Origin of the sequence: Aequorivita marina, assembly GCF_031631895.2 — a bacterium.
Classification (GTDB): Bacteria; Bacteroidota; Bacteroidia; order Flavobacteriales; family Flavobacteriaceae; genus Aequorivita; species Aequorivita marina.
In genome coordinates this window covers 131,616-146,334 of record NZ_JAVMBW020000002.1, presented here as the reverse complement: position 1 = coordinate 146,334, position 14,719 = coordinate 131,616, and the positions used below count along the sequence as shown (strand labels likewise).

Annotated in this window: 15 protein-coding genes; 9 read left to right on the top strand and 6 right to left on the bottom strand. The window is 36.3% G+C overall.

The window, feature by feature from the left end; all coding sequences use genetic code 11:
• The first annotated feature begins 1 nt into the window (after position 1).
• The 3 genes from QPK98_RS04680 to QPK98_RS04670 all read left to right on the top strand — a co-directional run bounded on the left by QPK98_RS04680 (position 2) and on the right by QPK98_RS04670 (position 2,321).
• The gene (locus QPK98_RS04680) at positions 2-1,282 is read left to right on the top strand and encodes a beta-ketoacyl-[acyl-carrier-protein] synthase family protein (protein ID WP_310991894.1); all 1,281 of its coding nucleotides are present in this window, start codon (positions 2-4) and stop codon (positions 1,280-1,282) included.
• On the top strand, positions 1,279-1,530 hold the full coding sequence (locus QPK98_RS04675; RefSeq protein ID WP_310991893.1) for an acyl carrier protein: 252 nt from the start codon (positions 1,279-1,281) through the stop codon (positions 1,528-1,530). The genes QPK98_RS04680 and QPK98_RS04675 overlap by 4 nt, the downstream gene beginning before the upstream one ends.
• A 425-nt stretch (positions 1,531-1,955) precedes the next feature.
• Complete coding sequence (locus tag QPK98_RS04670; RefSeq protein WP_310991892.1) at positions 1,956-2,321, top strand: hypothetical protein; 366 nt, start codon at positions 1,956-1,958, stop codon at positions 2,319-2,321.
• Here the strand turns inward: QPK98_RS04670 and QPK98_RS04665 are convergent, their stop codons facing one another.
• Both QPK98_RS04665 and hpf read right to left on the bottom strand, forming a co-directional pair.
• On the bottom strand, positions 2,322-2,789 hold the full coding sequence (locus QPK98_RS04665) for an arsenate reductase family protein (RefSeq protein WP_310991891.1): 468 nt from the start codon (positions 2,787-2,789) through the stop codon (positions 2,322-2,324).
• A gap of 14 nt (positions 2,790-2,803) precedes the next feature.
• Positions 2,804-3,106 carry a ribosome hibernation-promoting factor, HPF/YfiA family gene (hpf, locus tag QPK98_RS04660; RefSeq protein WP_310991890.1) on the bottom strand — a complete coding sequence of 101 codons (303 nt, stop codon included), beginning with the start codon at positions 3,104-3,106 and terminating at the stop codon, positions 2,804-2,806.
• A gap of 260 nt (positions 3,107-3,366) precedes the next feature.
• On the opposite strand from hpf, the gene QPK98_RS04655 reads away from it, so the two are divergent.
• From QPK98_RS04655 to QPK98_RS04630, 6 genes are all read left to right on the top strand, one after another.
• Positions 3,367-3,957 carry a nitroreductase family protein gene (locus QPK98_RS04655; protein WP_310991889.1) on the top strand — a complete coding sequence of 197 codons (591 nt, stop codon included), beginning with the start codon at positions 3,367-3,369 and terminating at the stop codon, positions 3,955-3,957.
• An 18-nt stretch (positions 3,958-3,975) separates the two neighbouring features.
• Positions 3,976-4,170, top strand: a complete 195-nt coding sequence (locus tag QPK98_RS04650; RefSeq protein ID WP_310991888.1) for a hypothetical protein — start codon at positions 3,976-3,978, stop codon at positions 4,168-4,170.
• Between the two features lie 338 nt (positions 4,171-4,508).
• Entirely contained in the window at positions 4,509-6,470 is a 1,962-nt protein-coding gene (locus QPK98_RS04645) for a tetratricopeptide repeat protein (RefSeq protein WP_310991887.1), read from the top strand.
• A 52-nt stretch (positions 6,471-6,522) separates the two neighbouring features.
• Positions 6,523-8,763, top strand: coding sequence for a caspase family protein (locus tag QPK98_RS04640; RefSeq protein ID WP_310991886.1), 2,241 nt, complete (start codon positions 6,523-6,525; stop codon positions 8,761-8,763).
• Between the two features lie 96 nt (positions 8,764-8,859).
• Complete coding sequence (locus tag QPK98_RS04635; protein WP_310991885.1) at positions 8,860-9,954, top strand: toll/interleukin-1 receptor domain-containing protein; 1,095 nt, start codon at positions 8,860-8,862, stop codon at positions 9,952-9,954.
• A gap of 128 nt (positions 9,955-10,082) precedes the next feature.
• Complete coding sequence (locus tag QPK98_RS04630; RefSeq protein WP_310991883.1) at positions 10,083-10,313, top strand: hypothetical protein; 231 nt, start codon at positions 10,083-10,085, stop codon at positions 10,311-10,313.
• A 473-nt stretch (positions 10,314-10,786) separates the two neighbouring features.
• Here the strand turns inward: QPK98_RS04630 and QPK98_RS04625 are convergent, their stop codons facing one another.
• From QPK98_RS04625 to QPK98_RS04610, 4 genes are all read right to left on the bottom strand, one after another.
• Complete coding sequence (locus QPK98_RS04625) at positions 10,787-11,083, bottom strand: type II toxin-antitoxin system RelE/ParE family toxin (protein ID WP_310991882.1); 297 nt, start codon at positions 11,081-11,083, stop codon at positions 10,787-10,789.
• Positions 11,070-11,327, bottom strand: coding sequence for a ribbon-helix-helix domain-containing protein (locus QPK98_RS04620; protein ID WP_310991881.1), 258 nt, complete (start codon positions 11,325-11,327; stop codon positions 11,070-11,072). Before QPK98_RS04620 ends, QPK98_RS04625 begins: the two co-directional genes overlap by 14 nt.
• Before the next feature lie 407 nt (positions 11,328-11,734).
• Positions 11,735-12,550, bottom strand: a complete 816-nt coding sequence (locus QPK98_RS04615; RefSeq protein ID WP_310991880.1) for a prohibitin family protein — start codon at positions 12,548-12,550, stop codon at positions 11,735-11,737.
• A gap of 25 nt (positions 12,551-12,575) precedes the next feature.
• Positions 12,576-14,609: a VWA domain-containing protein gene (locus QPK98_RS04610; RefSeq protein ID WP_310991879.1), complete on the bottom strand. Its 2,034-nt coding sequence runs from the start codon at positions 14,607-14,609 to the stop codon at positions 12,576-12,578.
• Positions 14,610-14,719: the final 110 nt, after the last annotated feature.

The following is a 14,719-nucleotide window of genomic DNA, read 5'->3' as shown; positions in this document are numbered from 1 at the left end:
CATGAAAAAACGGGTTGTTATAACGGGCTTAGGAGTTGTTGCTCCTAACGCAGTAGGTGTTTCAGCCTTTTCTGAAGCTATAAAGAAAGGTGTGTCTGGTATTGAATTTTTTCCAAGCTTACACGACCTTAACTTCTCCTGCCAATTGGGCGGTAAACCAACTATTTCAGAAGAAAAAAAACTAGAATATTTAACAAAACTTCAACTTCGAAGTTTTAATAGCAGTGGCATTATCTATGGGGTGATAGCTGGTATGGATGCTTTGAAAGATGCTAATTTAAAACCGGCAAAACAAGAAGATGATCCTTTGTGGGATTTGGGGATAATTTTTGGAGCAGGAACTAGTGGCGTTGAAAAGTTTCGTGAGGCAATCAATAAAATAGACAATAAAAAGGTGCGGCGCTTGGGTAGTACTTCTGTTGCACAGACTATGACAAGTGGGGTAAGTGCATATTTAGGAGGGCTTATTGGCGCGGGAAACTGCGTTTCGGCGAACTCATCTGCTTGTGCAACAGGGACAGAAGCACTTTTGATGGGCTATGAACACATTGCCAATGGAAAGGCAAGATATATGCTTTGTGGCAGTACAAGTGATCACGGACCTTATATCTGGGGTGGTTTTGATGCAATGAAGGTCACAACCTATAAGTATAACGATTCGCCAAATAAAGTTGCTGGCCCAATGAATGCAAATGCTAACGGATTTGTACCCGGAAGTGGGGCAGGAGCCTATATTTTGGAGTCTTTGGAAAACGCCCAAGAAAGAGGCGCAACCATTTATGCAGAAGTTATGGGAGGAGCTGTAAACAACGGCGGACAGCGAAATGGCGGCAGCATGACGGCTCCAAACAGCAAAGCAGTACAAAAATGTATAGTAGAAGCTCTAAATAATGCGAATGTATCAGGAACTGAAATAGACTATATCAACGGGCATTTAACCGCTACAATTAAAGATCCGGATGAAATTGAAAATTGGACAATTGCATTAAATAGGAGAGGAGCAGAATTTCCATATTTAAACTCGCTTAAAGGAATGATAGGCCATTGTTTAGCTGCAAGCGGAAGCATTGAAATTGTTTCGGCAATTCTTCAACTTTATGAAGGTTATGTTTTTCCTAATATTAATTGTGAACCACTGCATCCAAAAATTACAGCTTTAATCAATTCAGAAAAAATTGTTACACAGTGTTTACAAAAGCCCCTAAATATTATTGCAAAAGCCAGTTTTGGCTTTGGTGATGTAAACGCTTGTGCTATCTTTAAAAAAAATGAAAACCTATGACTTCAGAAGAAATATACGGAAAACTGGAACCGATAATTAGAATTTACTTACCTGAAGATGTTTCTGCAACCCAAATTAAAAAATCTAGCGACCTTACACGTGAATTGAACATTAACTCATCGCACTTGGTTGATATTGTTTTGGATATAGAAGATGTATTTGATATTGAATTTAAGAACGAGGATATGGAAAAACTTCGCAATGTAAACGATGCTATTTTCTTAATACAGCAGAAGGTTTCAAAATAATGTAATGTGTTGATTACAAAGCTTTAAATTGTCTTTAATTCCTGACGGTTAGTGCGTTAAAGTAAGTTAAAGTAATTGGAATAGTTTTTTTGTTTTATTAATTTCAATTTATAGCGTCCTAAACGTTCATAAGGGAACCGTTGAAAGCCTTTGCTTAATGGGGCTTTAGAGATAATATGAAGCTTAAGGGTCTGTAATTGAGAATTTCTGTTTTTTGACCTATCGAAAATTTAGAGAAAATTTCGTAAGCCTAGCCCCGACAACTGTACGGGGTTTTTGGTTGGTTCCGATAGCTATCGGAATCATCAATGAAATCAAAGATTTACGAACTCCAATTTTATTATTGAAAAGAGTGAGTAAAAAAAATGAACAAATTAAATATTTAGGACGGATTGAATTTCAGGCTATAATTTAACACAAAAACCATGAAAAATTTAGCTACTTTAATACTTTTACTAATTAGTTTTTCAGCCTTTTCTCAGGATCCATTTTTACAAAACTCCAATCCTCAAGCAAAGAAAAAAGCTGTGGAAATTACTAATAAATATATTCCAGAACTTGGTTTAACTGGGGAACAACAGTTGTTATTTCAGCAGAAGGTTGAGGAATATGTACTTCGCCGCAATAAGCTTAAAGCTGAGTTTAGCGAAAAAGAAAAGCTTAACTTGCTTTATCAACTGCAAGAGGAGGAGACGGCAGATATGCAAGATATCTTAACGCGACCACAATTAGAAGTTTACAAACAAGTTAAGCCAAAATTTCAACCCTTAGAAAAAGTGGAGAAAGACTAGTTATTCTTTATTCTTTTCAATAAAATTCTCATTTTCTGTTGTTTTCTCAATATCTGGCGCAGTATCATTAGAAGGGCTTTGCTCCAGACCAGCAGACTCCACATCAAAAAATTCCATTATCTCTGGCGGATTGTCAATTTGCTTGGTTCTCTTGCCCTTAATTGCAATTGGTCTCGATATAACAGAATCGTCATTTTGAATTATCTTCAGCCAATCATCGGCATCAAATTCTGATGTACTATCTGCCGATATATCTAGTTGTCGTTTATCTACCAAATCACCAATTTTTACGCCAAGGGCTTCAGCAATATCGGCCCATTGGGTATCGGCTACTCTAGTTTTGGCCAAGTCTATAGCGAGGTATTTTTCATCTATACCCGTTAAATAACTAAGGGTATGATTGCCAACTCTTGTGTTACTACTATATATCAGGGTTAATTGTTTATCGTTTCGTGCTATTACTCCCATTTCTTTCATATTAATTAATATGTTTTCATTTTTTCTTTACGTTTTTGCAGTTGCGTACGAAGTTCAGTAACAACCTTAGCAACAGAAGCTTCAAAAGAAGCCGTAGAGGTTTCTGAAAATATTGTGGGTCCCGGTACACTTAACCGAACACTGCAAATTTTTCCGATTTCGGGATTGGTAGCGTTTTGTTTTTTAAAATACACATCTGCACTTACAATGGAGTCGTATTTTGTTTCCAGTTTATTTAATCTTTCTGTAATAAAGGCCTCCAACCTAGGGCTGGCCGTCACGTTGTGGTACTCGAAATTTATCTTCATAATTTTCTGGTTTTGTTATCATTTTTAAATATACGACAGCCAAAAAGCCATTCCAAATTTTTAATAGGATTTTGTGAAATTAATCTTCCTTAGTATTTGATTAAGTACAGAATTGTCAGGCAAATAAACACAACCTAAACTTCGTACATAACACAGAAATAGGCAAGTAGTGCGGTAGAGCGTTAAATGTTTTTTAATTTCTTTTTGAGACCAATTAAAGTCGTTATTTTTAAATAACATGAAAATATAAACATATAGCTATGATAAAAAAACATACTCCTGTAGATTTTCCAATTTTAGATAGCATTAAACAGCGGTGGAGCCCGCGTAATTTCGCAGATACTCCAATTAAAGAAGCCGAGGTAAAAACACTATTGGAGGCCGGAAGATGGGCGCCAAGTTGTGCCAACATTCAGCCATGGCGAATTATTTGGGGAATTAAAGGAACAGAAATGTACGATCGTATTTTTAATTGTTTAGATGAATTTAACCAAACCTGGGCCGGAAATGCGCAGGTGCTTTGGATAAACGCATTCAAAAAAACAATGAATGATGACCAAAAAGAAAATTTTCATGCACTTCACGATCTCGGACTTTTTATGGGGAATGTAATAACTCAAGCAAATAGTATGGATATTGCCGTTCACCAAATGGCTGGAGTGCAATTTATGAAAGCACAAAAGGAGTTTAATTTTCCAGACGATTATCACGTAGCAACCGCTGTTGCCTTTGGATATTTTAGTGACAATGCTAAGGGTTTACCAGATGATCTTAAGAAACAAGAACTTGAATGGGAACGAGAACGAATAGAACAGGAAGAATTTGCCTTTAACGGTAATTTTTCGGAATAAAATAATAAAGCAGCAATTATGGAAAAGAAACATGCAGACTTTCAAGATGAATATAGAAAATCTTCAAATTTTGGAAAAACCGATAGAAAAAAGAATCTTAAAATAAAAGGAGATGGGGAACTGAAGCTGGAAAAAGACAATGAGATGAAAGCAAAAACGGAAAAGAAAAGAATCAAGAAGTCTCTGGATAAGCTTACTTCCGAAGAAGAATAAGCTTTAAAAATAAATGAGAGAAGTTTCCAAGCTAATAAAAAATCCCTCCATAAAGGGATTTTTTTATTGATTTAAAGTCAGGATTAAAAAAGCTCATCCTGGGTCAATATCTGCTCCCGGTTTTGGCTTTGCCTTAGGTTTTGGCGCATCTTTATTAGGTTTTGGTTTTGTCTCCGTTTTTTTCGGATCATTTTTAGGTGGTGTTGGCATAATTCAAATATTTTACATTAAAGAATACCTAAAGATAAGGATTTTAACGCTAAAATTCTTATTTATTCTAGCTTATTTAAGAGGTGACTAGCAGAAATTCAGTAACTTAGCGTTACTAACCGAGTATTATGAAGCTTCACTCCTTTTTTAAGCAATGTCACAAAAAGGAAGTCTTTAAATTATTGTCGATATACGTGGTCTCTGCGTGGGTTATTTTGCAGGTACTTTCGGTAACTTGGCAACCTTTGGGGCTCCCTCATAAAAGTGTTACATTTCTTATCATAACCTTATTACTTTGCTTTCCACTTTACATTTTTTTAATTTGGAAGTACAAGGTTGTTACCTTTCATAAAGCAGAAACTGAAGCTGATGCAAATGAGAAAGACCTTAAACAAATTGCAACTTTCAATAGAGTCTATTTTTCTGGTTTGGGGCTAATCACTACCCTTTGTGTAGTAACAGTTTTTTTTATCGTCAACAAAAACTTTTCTCAAGAGGCCAATATAGAACTACTAAAAATTGAAAGAAGCGATAAAATTGCAGTTTTAAAATTTGGTAATAATACTGGAAGTTCAAAATATGATATTGTAGGTAAAATGGCATCAGACTGGATCATCCATGGAATAACAGAAAATCAAGTGGCACAGGTAATAACACAGGATTTAGTTGATGAGTACAAGTTGATTTTAAATGGCAAAAAGGCAAATAATAACGAGATTGAAATGGTAAAAGAATATCTAAAACCCAGTAAAATAATTACAGGAAACTATTATCTTAAAAAAGGCAAGCTTATTTTTCAGGGGATGCTGGTTGATGGAAAAACAAACAAAACCGATATCTCTTTCAAACCCACTGAATGTCCGTCAGAATACCCATTGCAGTGTATTGAAAACTTAAATGAATCCATTATTGGTTATTTTGTTACTGAAGATAAAAAGAAGTTGATGCTTCAGGAAACACCACCAAAATATGAAGCCTATAAATATTTACTGGAAGCTAAAAATGCCAATGAAAACGGAGATTACATCACCTACTTAGAAAAGGCAATGAATGCCGATTCCTCATTTTTTGAACCCAAAGTTTTGCGCGTTGCTTATTATTACAACCAAAAGAACTATAAAAAAGCAGATTCATTGCTAGGCTTTATAAAGCCAGATTCTTATACCAACAAGCGACAGTTAAACTTGCTAAATATGTATAACGCACTTTTAAAAGGCGATAACCGAAGCGTTTACAATTCAATTTTAAAGGAATATTATATTGCACCTTTTGATCTAATAACCAACAAAACGGCTATGGTTATTGCTTTGCAATACGTAAATAAACCCAAAGATGTTGAAGCCATTTATAACGCGGTAGATATGGACAGTATGAGTCTTCAAAACTGTGCGTATTGCGTGCAACGAATATATGTGAAGGCATACGCAGACATAGAGTTGGAAAAATACACAACAGCCATTAAAAATATTGAAAATGCCCAAAGCGAAAACGGAGCGCATTTATTAAATAAACCATTGGTCATAGCTTACGTGCGTGCGGGTAAAACCGAAGTCTTGGATCGGTTTTTAAGAAAAATTGAAATAACCTCAGACCCAGCAGAAGTTCAAGAACTGTATTTGCAGGTAGGGAAAGAGTTTTTACTGAAAGATAATAAAGCCAAAGCAGAACGATATTTCAGTAAGATAATTGAAGACCAATCGAATGCCGAGGATTCCAAAACGCTTGCCAATGCCTTGTTTTATATGAAAGAATATTCGCGAGCAGAAGAAATCTTTATCAAGATGCCCGAAGATATTGGAACATTGACCAAACTGGCGATTTGTAATTTTAAACTTGGCCAAGTTTCCGAAGCAGAAAATAACGTCAAAGCTTTAAAAAGCTTGCGGGCAAATTTTCAGTTTGGAGCAGTTGATTACGCATTAGCCCAATATTATGCAGCAAGTAATAATATAGATGAGTTAAATAAACATCTGCTAAGAGCCGCAGCTAAAGGCCATTTATACCATTGGAAATATTTTAAAAATGATCCGCTATTCGTAAAACACAATAAATCTAAAGCGTTTAAAGAAGCCTTAGATTTTTGGAAATAACCTCAATATATCGCGCTTCTGGGTCCTTGATTGAATAATAACTTAAACTACTATGAGCAAGCTAAAAAACGCCCACGCATTAATAATTGGGGTAGGCAGCGATGACCTTCCTGAAACGGTAGCAGATGCCAAGGCACTTTATGGAATTTTAAGCGATAAGGAATACGGCGGCTATTATAAAAAAAATATAAGCCTAATTACTAAAGCCCAAGCCACACGCCAAGGAATTCTTCAGGCGTTTGACAAGTTGCTTGAAAGAACCGATGAAAATTCATCTGTGCTCCTGTATTACTCGGGCCACGGCGGTATGTATAGCGATAATACTTTTATAAAAGATAAAGCAAAAAAAAAGCCTGAGGAAGAAAACAAAAAATATTTTCACCTCTGTCCCTTTGATTATGATCCTAAAAACTACAAAACAACGTGGATTAAAGCCGAAGAAATAAAGTATAAAATCTCACAGCTAAAATCTAGAAGACTTATTTTCTTTCTTGATTGTTGTCATGCTGCAGGAATGACTGCTGGCATTTCAGGCCTTAGCACACAGCAGCCCAAACATACCAATGCTGATGGCTTGGCTCAAAACTTGGATGACGGTCGTGGAATGACCATTGTTTCTGCATGCCGCGCAGAAGAGTTGAGCGTAGTTATAGAGGGCGAAGAAAACAGTCTTTTTACCAAATGTATGATTGAAGCGCTAAGGGGAGAAGGGAAACACAATGACGACGATCCGCATGTGCGAATTTTTGAAGTAGTGCAATATATTTTTAAAAAAGTTCCCGAAACATATCCCGACCAAAACCCCTATGCAAATCTGCAGATATTTGAGGATTTTGTGATTAGTGTTACTTCAGGATTTATGGCAAATAATGTAGCACAAGGAAATGTTGAAACTTTAGATAATACAATCAAAGGCGCTATAAAAGAACCAGTTACAGTTTTTAGAGAAACAGAAAACTCGAATAGCGCCATACTGTTTGTTCACGGGTTTTCTGGAGATGCAGAAAACACTTTTTCGGAGGCGCCAAACTTGCTAATGGCCTCAGAAGATATGGATGGATGGAATATGTTTCCGTTAGGTTATAGCAGCAATGTGGTACCTGAAATGGGGAAAAATATCTGGGGCTGCCCGAATGATATTAAACGGAATTCAGATTTCCTGCTGACCTCCATCAAGAATAAGTTTTATAAGTATAAGCGGATAGCTATTGTGGCGCACGATTTGGGCGGGATTGCGGTGCAACAAGCCATATTGGAACTGGAAAAAAGTGATTTAGACAGAATTAGTCATGTTATCCTCTTCGGAACCCCAAGCAACGGATTGCCGGAAATTCAATTTAAAAACTTTAGAGCTCATGAGAAAGACGAAAAAGATTTAAAGGAGGGAAGCCTTTATATTCGTAAACTTAGAGGTGCTTGGAACCAAAAGTTTCAAAACGGATATCCATTTACCTTTAAAAGTATTGCCGCCGCAAGAGATGATTTTGTGCCAATTTCTTCAAGTTTAGAGCCTTTTCAAAAAGAAAATCAAGAAATAATAGATGGTGACCACTTTTCTATAGTTCAGATTGATAACGCTGATGACGATAGCTATCAATTACTTTTAAACACCTTGATGGACAAAGGTTTTCTCAATACTTTTTCAAATAAGGAAGAAATAAACTTAGCCTTAGGGCAGTATAATGAGGTTGTCAATACACTTCTTCCTAGACTGAAAGCACTTGACAGCAAAGGTTTAGAACAATTAATTTATGCTCTGGAAGCAGCTGGTAGGGAAGAGGAGGCTATAAAGATTTTAAGAGAACATCCAATTGCAAAGAACAATTCAAATTTACTGGGAATTATGGGCGGGCGATATAAACGTCAATATCTGAAAAACTTTTTGGAAGAAGATTTAAATATGGCTTTTAAGCATTACAGGGATGCGCTGGAAATTTCCGAAGCAACAAAAGATTGTTCACAAATATATTACCAAGCAATAAACTTGGCCTTTTTGAGCTTAATGAAAAATGATAAACCAAATATGGCTGCATTTGCCCAACAAGCTTATCAAGCCACCGAGCAAGATCCCTTTCCAAGTCTTTGGAAGTTTGCAACCATTGCCGAAGCCTATCTCTATAAAGGAGACTTTAAGCAGGCAAAGGAAAATTATGCAAAAGCCGCAGAAATGGCCGGATTACGAGAAAAAATTTCTATTCATGCCAATGCTTATAACGCTTATATTAGCTTAATGCAAACCAACAATCCGCAGGACAGCTTCTTGAGTTTCTTAAAAACTAAATTCTTATCATAATTTAATTCCATGAATAAAACGGCACTGTTAATAGGCTTATAATCAGAATAAAACATTTTTTTTAAGTACTTTAGTATATTCCAAAATTAAATTAAAATGGCAAACGGCGGTATTTTTTTTAGCTACTCTAGAGATGATTCTTCATTTGTTTCCAGCCTCGCAAAAAGTCTTCGCGAAGCAGGGGCACAAATCTGGTTGGACAACCTAGACATTCAGCCTGGCCATAGATGGGATGAAAGCATTGAAGCTGCCTTAAAGTCATCGCACACCTTGTTGGTTATATTATCAAAATCTTCGGTAAAGTCTGATAATGTGATGGACGAGGTATCATACGCTTTAGAAGAAAACAAAAAAGTAGTACCGGTTCTTTTAGAAGAATGTGATATTCCTTTTAGATTAAGGCGTTTACAGTATGCCAACTTTACAGAAGGTCATGAAAAAGGAGTTGCAAGTCTAATTAAAGCACTTAAACTAGATAAGCAGGTAGCTCACAAATTAATTGAAGTTACCGAAATACCATCCACACCGAAACAAAAATCAAAGCCAACACCATCTGAACCTGCTAAATCACCTATACAACAAAAGGATATTCCAGAAACGCCTTTAAGGCAAGAAACCAAAAGTTCTAACAAGACCTTATTATACGTTATTCTAGGTTTGGCAGTAGTTGTAATTTTGGTCGTAATTGGTCTTGTGGGAGCCGATAGTGACTCAGAACACGAAATACCAGCAGTGACCGAAACGCATTACAACAACGAGGTAATAGAAACGGGTAACATGCCGACCGATGATACTACAATAGACTTCTCAGAGACCGCTATAAACCAAGATTGGACCTACGCCAAAAACCTGAATACTATTGAAGGCTATATTCAATTTGTGAGTACCTATGGAAAAAACAATGCCTATTATAACGAAGCCTTCACCCGAATGAAAAACATGTTTTCAGACAGTGGCTATGTAAAGTATGGCATTGTAAATGTGGAACAATATTTTACTAAAACCCTGTATTTTGAAGGCACCGAGCTAACTATCCCGGTACAAGGCGATTTTATAAGCCCAAAAATGGAGAATGAAATATGGAAGAACAATTATACCACGGGATATTACGTTCAGCCAGGAAGGTATTACTTGGTGCTTGATGTTGCAACAGACAATAATAACGTGGTATGGGTTCATTTGGCCATCTAGCGATGCCAATAGAGAAGTGTGCTTAATTCTTCTTGGTGCTTGGCTTAAAGTGAAAGTATATCATCTTAATGCCGAAATAAAAAGCTAATAATCAATACTATATTAATTTACTTTAAAATTATAACAGCGTGCTTAAATTTAGCCAAGAAGAAACCCCGAAACTCAATTACCTTAAAGCAAAAAAGAAGCCAATTCCTATTAAATGCGTTCAGATACACGAGTCTTTTGAAGTGGAAACCATGGAAGGTCTTATGAAAGGAAAAGCTGGAGATTGGTTGATAATTGGCGTTAATGATGAAAAATATGTCTGTGACGATGCTATATTTAAAAAGACCTATGATATTATTGACGAAACCTAAAAGTAGATCAGGCTATTACAGAGATACAATCTAATTTATTTTTTGAAGATCATTCTTAGAACAGAACGCAGAACATGAAGATAGTATTACATCAATTTGGTATTCGTTTACATTTACAGTAGAACTATAAATACAGCAGAGCTATAAAATAGGGGATGATTATATTGGGAGCTCACGCAATACATATTAGCAACAGCATTTCTAAGAGGGACGCTTCTAAATATTCTATTTTACATAATATAAATTATAGAACAAACGTATTCATGTGAGTAAAATAGCGAATAGAACATTTTCGTTCTATTTTACATAGTTGCAGATATGATACCTTTAGGTTCATATCGATAGTAATTATGTAACAGCTATTTTACGGGAAGTTAATTGTAAACATTCGTAAGCTATAATTAGCCGTTATATAAAATTGCAATGAGCTATAGCTAAGCTTTCTAAAACAAATAGGTACTAGTCGGAGATTACTATAATTGCAGATTCCGTTCATAATCCATTCGCTGACTCAATACCCTAATAATATAAATACCATCTGCAGCTTTTAAATAAAATATGGTGTGTGTTGTAAAAGAAAATCGCGTGAAATCTGCGATATAATCAGAGGCATCCCGCCCTAAATTTACATTTCTTCCTAGAAGCTTAAAAGTTTCGTGCATCTCGAAAAAATACTTTTGAGCTTGAATAAGTCCAAATTTACTTATACAGAATTCGTACATCACTTCTAAATCAAACTCTGCTTTACTCGAAAGTTTATAAACGCCCATCTTTTTTCATGCGTGTTTCAACATCTTTCATTATTTCTGGAAGCGTTTTATTACTCAAACCACTTTCTAAACCTTCGACAAGTTTGGATTTTAACGATAGGAATTCAACACTCATAGCTTGATCCTGCCTTACAAGATTTCGTATATACTCACTATCATTAGTAAATTCTCCAGCTTGGACTTGAGCTTTAATCCAATCATCTTGTTGTTGGGTAAATGTAATTGTTTTACGAATTGTTGCCATTGTATAAAATTTTAAAACGTCATACTATTGGTGCAATATAGTGATTAAAGTTTAATTCTATAGTTTTAATCTTATGATACAAACTTCTACGCCGCCCCTACTCCCACCTTCGCAGAAAATGCTACGAAGGACGACGGCCTACGTAAAAAAGAGTGTCTACTTACTCCATTTCAATTTGAGAAAGAGGTTCTCCACAGTCTCCATTCCAAATTTCATGAAACCCTAGAAAAATCTTCCAGCAAGAAAATTCAGTTGTGATACATTGTTTCTAAAAAAGCAAACTCACCCCTAAACAACCCCAAAATAACGCACAAACATACAACCACAGGTTTGCCAACTATTTTACATAAAAAAACACCTGCCATTAAAAATAGCAGGTGTTACATTTTTACTATTTGTAAGAAAAATTAGTTATTCCCCAAAATCAAGGGCAGGCCACCATCTCCAGACCCAATTACCACAACTTTGGCATTTGGTGATTCAGCTAGTTTTTTAGTGGCATCAATTCCTTTGTCTTGAAGGATTTTATCGGTTAGAGAAGCACTCAAAATCTTGTTTGCATCTGCTTTCCCTTTTGCTTCAATTCTTACTTTTTCGGCTTCTTTGGTCGCTTTTTCTAAACGAAATTCATATTCCAAAGATTCCTGCTCTTGTCTAAGTTTACGCTCAATAGCATCTTTTATGGTTGGTGGAAGCGTTACATCGCGAACCAAAATCTCATTTAATTGAACGTATTGCTTGTCTAAAATCTTTTTAGTTTCTTCATAAATTTCTTCCTGAATGGCATCACGCTTGCTTGAATAAAGTTGTTCTGGTGTGTAGCGCCCTACAACACTTCTAGCCGCACTGCGTATTGCTGGCATTATAACGCGTTGCAAGTAATTTTCACCTTTTTCCTGGTGCAGTTTTGCCACATCACTAAATACGGGCTGATACCATGCAGAGGCATCTAGTTTAATCTCAAGTCCGTTTGAAGATAGCACCTGCATTTTTTCGCTAAGTTCCTGTTGGCGTACTTCGTAAACAAAAACCCTGTTCCAAGGGGCAATAATGTGAAAACCTTCGCCCAATGGCGGTTCATCGGTAACTACACCATTTCCGAAGGTCTGGTATAACACTCCGGCATGTCCAGAATTAATGGTTACTGATGATTTTGCAATGAGAATAATAAGTAAAATTGCTCCTATTATTACGGGTACAGTTAGTTTTGGTAGTTTTTCCATGTTTCTTTTTAGTTTGATTGATTGTTTAGATAAGTCCGTTGTATTTTCGAATAAACCATTCTGCCGAAAGCGCCAGTACAATAAGCGCCAAGAGGTACTTCCAATCTATTAAAGGCACTACCTTCTGTTCGCTGCGTTCTATGTTCTGAAAGTTCTTGTTTTCTATTAAATTCTTCAATAAAGCATCCCATTCCGAAGGAAAATAAGCATTTCCATTGGTTTGCTGGGCTACGCGATTTAGCTTCTCAATATCGGCATTTAAAAATTGTTGTTCCACGTTAAAATTCAAAATTGTAAAGCTTCCGCTACTGGAAACAGCTTCATCCTTTACTGAAACCGTATAGTTATAAGATCCTGCTGGCAAGCTGTTTAAATCTACTTCAAAGTAATTGTTTCGCAAAAGCATGGGGAAAACTCTAAGCTTTTCGGTCTCTTGATTTTTAACCGAAATATTTAAAGCAGCACGATTGTCAAAAGCATAGTTTTTATCGAAATATTGCGCTGAAATCTTGATTGGATTGTTGTTGTAGTAAAAGGTTTCTGAAGCTACCTCTAGCCTATTCCGGCGCTTATTTGAAGCCAAATACTGCACTATATTCCCTATAAAATCATCGAATTCCTGAAAGCTCTCTGTTTCAACGAATTTGTTGGCTCGCCAACGCCAAAATCCCTCTCCGTCCCAAAGCGCTTCCCGTTTGCCGTCTATTTCCATGGTGACAAACAATGGGTTTCCGGTGGCAATACCATTTACGGTTTGCTCCAACATAATTTCGTGGGGCACATTAACCCGTAGTGAACCAAACCCAGTGTGCAAAGGCGGAAAATTATCAAAACCAATAGCCGTTACCGCAAACGTACCATAGTTGGGATTTCGTTCGGCCTGTACTATTTCGGTTTGATTAGAAACCTGTTTGGTAAAACTCTTTTGGGCAGCGTTTAAAAAACTCCAGTTGGTTTGAAGTCCAGAAATGATCCAAGAGTTTTTCTGCAATTTATTCAGCTCAGCAAACACCGAAGCAAAATTTCTATTGGGCTGATATAGTATTACAAGTTGATAGTCATTAAGCAGCTTAACCGCCTCTATGGGCTTTTTTATGCTCAGGCTACGCTGCTCATTGCTGCTTATCGCCTTTTTTAATGCACCCAGGTCTGGATGCGACAATGTACTAACCACTAATACATTGGTGGCTTGGTCTATTACTTCAACAGCGAATTGCTTGGTGTTGTTTGTCTTGTTTTTTTCATCGGCAAGCGGAAGTATTTGTCCTGTGTATTTTTGAAGTCCAACGCTATTGGCAGATAGCGTAAGGTTCAGGGTTTTTGAGGATTCTTCTTCAGAAAACGAAACCTTTTCACGATACACAGTTGAACCCCCTTGTTTAATCACAAATTCCGAGTTAACCGGCGCCGTTCCGCTATAGTTTAAAATGACTTCAACAGGAAACTGATTTTTTAAGAACGCATAGCGATTGGTGTTGAGCTGTTCAATTTTTAGATCGGTATATTTTATGGAATCACCCATAATAACCGGATAAATTGGGTTTTTAAACGTTGCAGCGGTAAATTCGTAATCGGAACCCAAGGTTTGGTTTCCATCAGTAATTAGTACGGTTGGTGCCGTTTCCTTTTTAAAAAGAGCATTGGTGGAAGCCAAGGCCTCAGCAATGTTCGTGTTTTTCTCAAGAAATGAAAGAGAGTCATTTTCACGAAATTCACTTCCAAAGGAAAAGTAAGAAACTGCAAATTTTTCATTAAGCGCTTTATTTTCCTTTAGTTTTTTAAGTAGGTCTAAGGTTTTTTCATTCTGCTCCAACTCCCCTATCGATGCCGAATTATCAATTAGAACCGGAAGTTTCGGTTTTTCAACAGTATAGGTTTCACTTTTAAACTTTGGGTTGATAATTAAAAGTAATATTGAAAAGACGGTAATAAAACGCAATATTCCAAAAACCCATCGTAATGCACCTTTCTGCTTCTGTTTATATCCATACATAAAAATCGCCAAGGCAATAGAAATTACTCCGGCGATGATAATATAAAGTATGGTTTCTGTGGACACTAAAAAAGCTTGTGGTTTAAGGTTTCAAGTTGATTATAGTAGGTATATTGATTCATGTAAATATAATTGTTCATTTTTTTTCATTGCCAAAAAAACGAACTCATCTCGAT

Coding starts and splice junctions, on each gene's coding strand:
- QPK98_RS04640 (WP_310991886.1), top strand. CDS start 6,523: ATGAGCAAGCTAAAAAACGCCCACGCATTAATAATTGGGGTAGGCAGC.
- QPK98_RS04635 (WP_310991885.1), top strand. CDS start 8,860: ATGGCAAACGGCGGTATTTTTTTTAGCTACTCTAGAGATGATTCTTCA.
- QPK98_RS04670 (WP_310991892.1), top strand. CDS start 1,956: ATGAAAAATTTAGCTACTTTAATACTTTTACTAATTAGTTTTTCAGCC.
- QPK98_RS04680 (WP_310991894.1), top strand. CDS start 2: ATGAAAAAACGGGTTGTTATAACGGGCTTAGGAGTTGTTGCTCCTAAC.
- QPK98_RS04665 (WP_310991891.1), bottom strand. CDS start 2,789: ATGGGAGTAATAGCACGAAACGATAAACAATTAACCCTGATATATAGT.
- QPK98_RS04650 (WP_310991888.1), top strand. CDS start 3,976: ATGGAAAAGAAACATGCAGACTTTCAAGATGAATATAGAAAATCTTCA.
- QPK98_RS04625 (WP_310991882.1), bottom strand. CDS start 11,083: ATGGGCGTTTATAAACTTTCGAGTAAAGCAGAGTTTGATTTAGAAGTG.
- hpf (WP_310991890.1), bottom strand. CDS start 3,106: ATGAAGATAAATTTCGAGTACCACAACGTGACGGCCAGCCCTAGGTTG.
- QPK98_RS04645 (WP_310991887.1), top strand. CDS start 4,509: ATGAAGCTTCACTCCTTTTTTAAGCAATGTCACAAAAAGGAAGTCTTT.
- QPK98_RS04655 (WP_310991889.1), top strand. CDS start 3,367: ATGATAAAAAAACATACTCCTGTAGATTTTCCAATTTTAGATAGCATT.
- QPK98_RS04675 (WP_310991893.1), top strand. CDS start 1,279: ATGACTTCAGAAGAAATATACGGAAAACTGGAACCGATAATTAGAATT.
- QPK98_RS04615 (WP_310991880.1), bottom strand. CDS start 12,550: ATGGAAAAACTACCAAAACTAACTGTACCCGTAATAATAGGAGCAATT.
- QPK98_RS04620 (WP_310991881.1), bottom strand. CDS start 11,327: ATGGCAACAATTCGTAAAACAATTACATTTACCCAACAACAAGATGAT.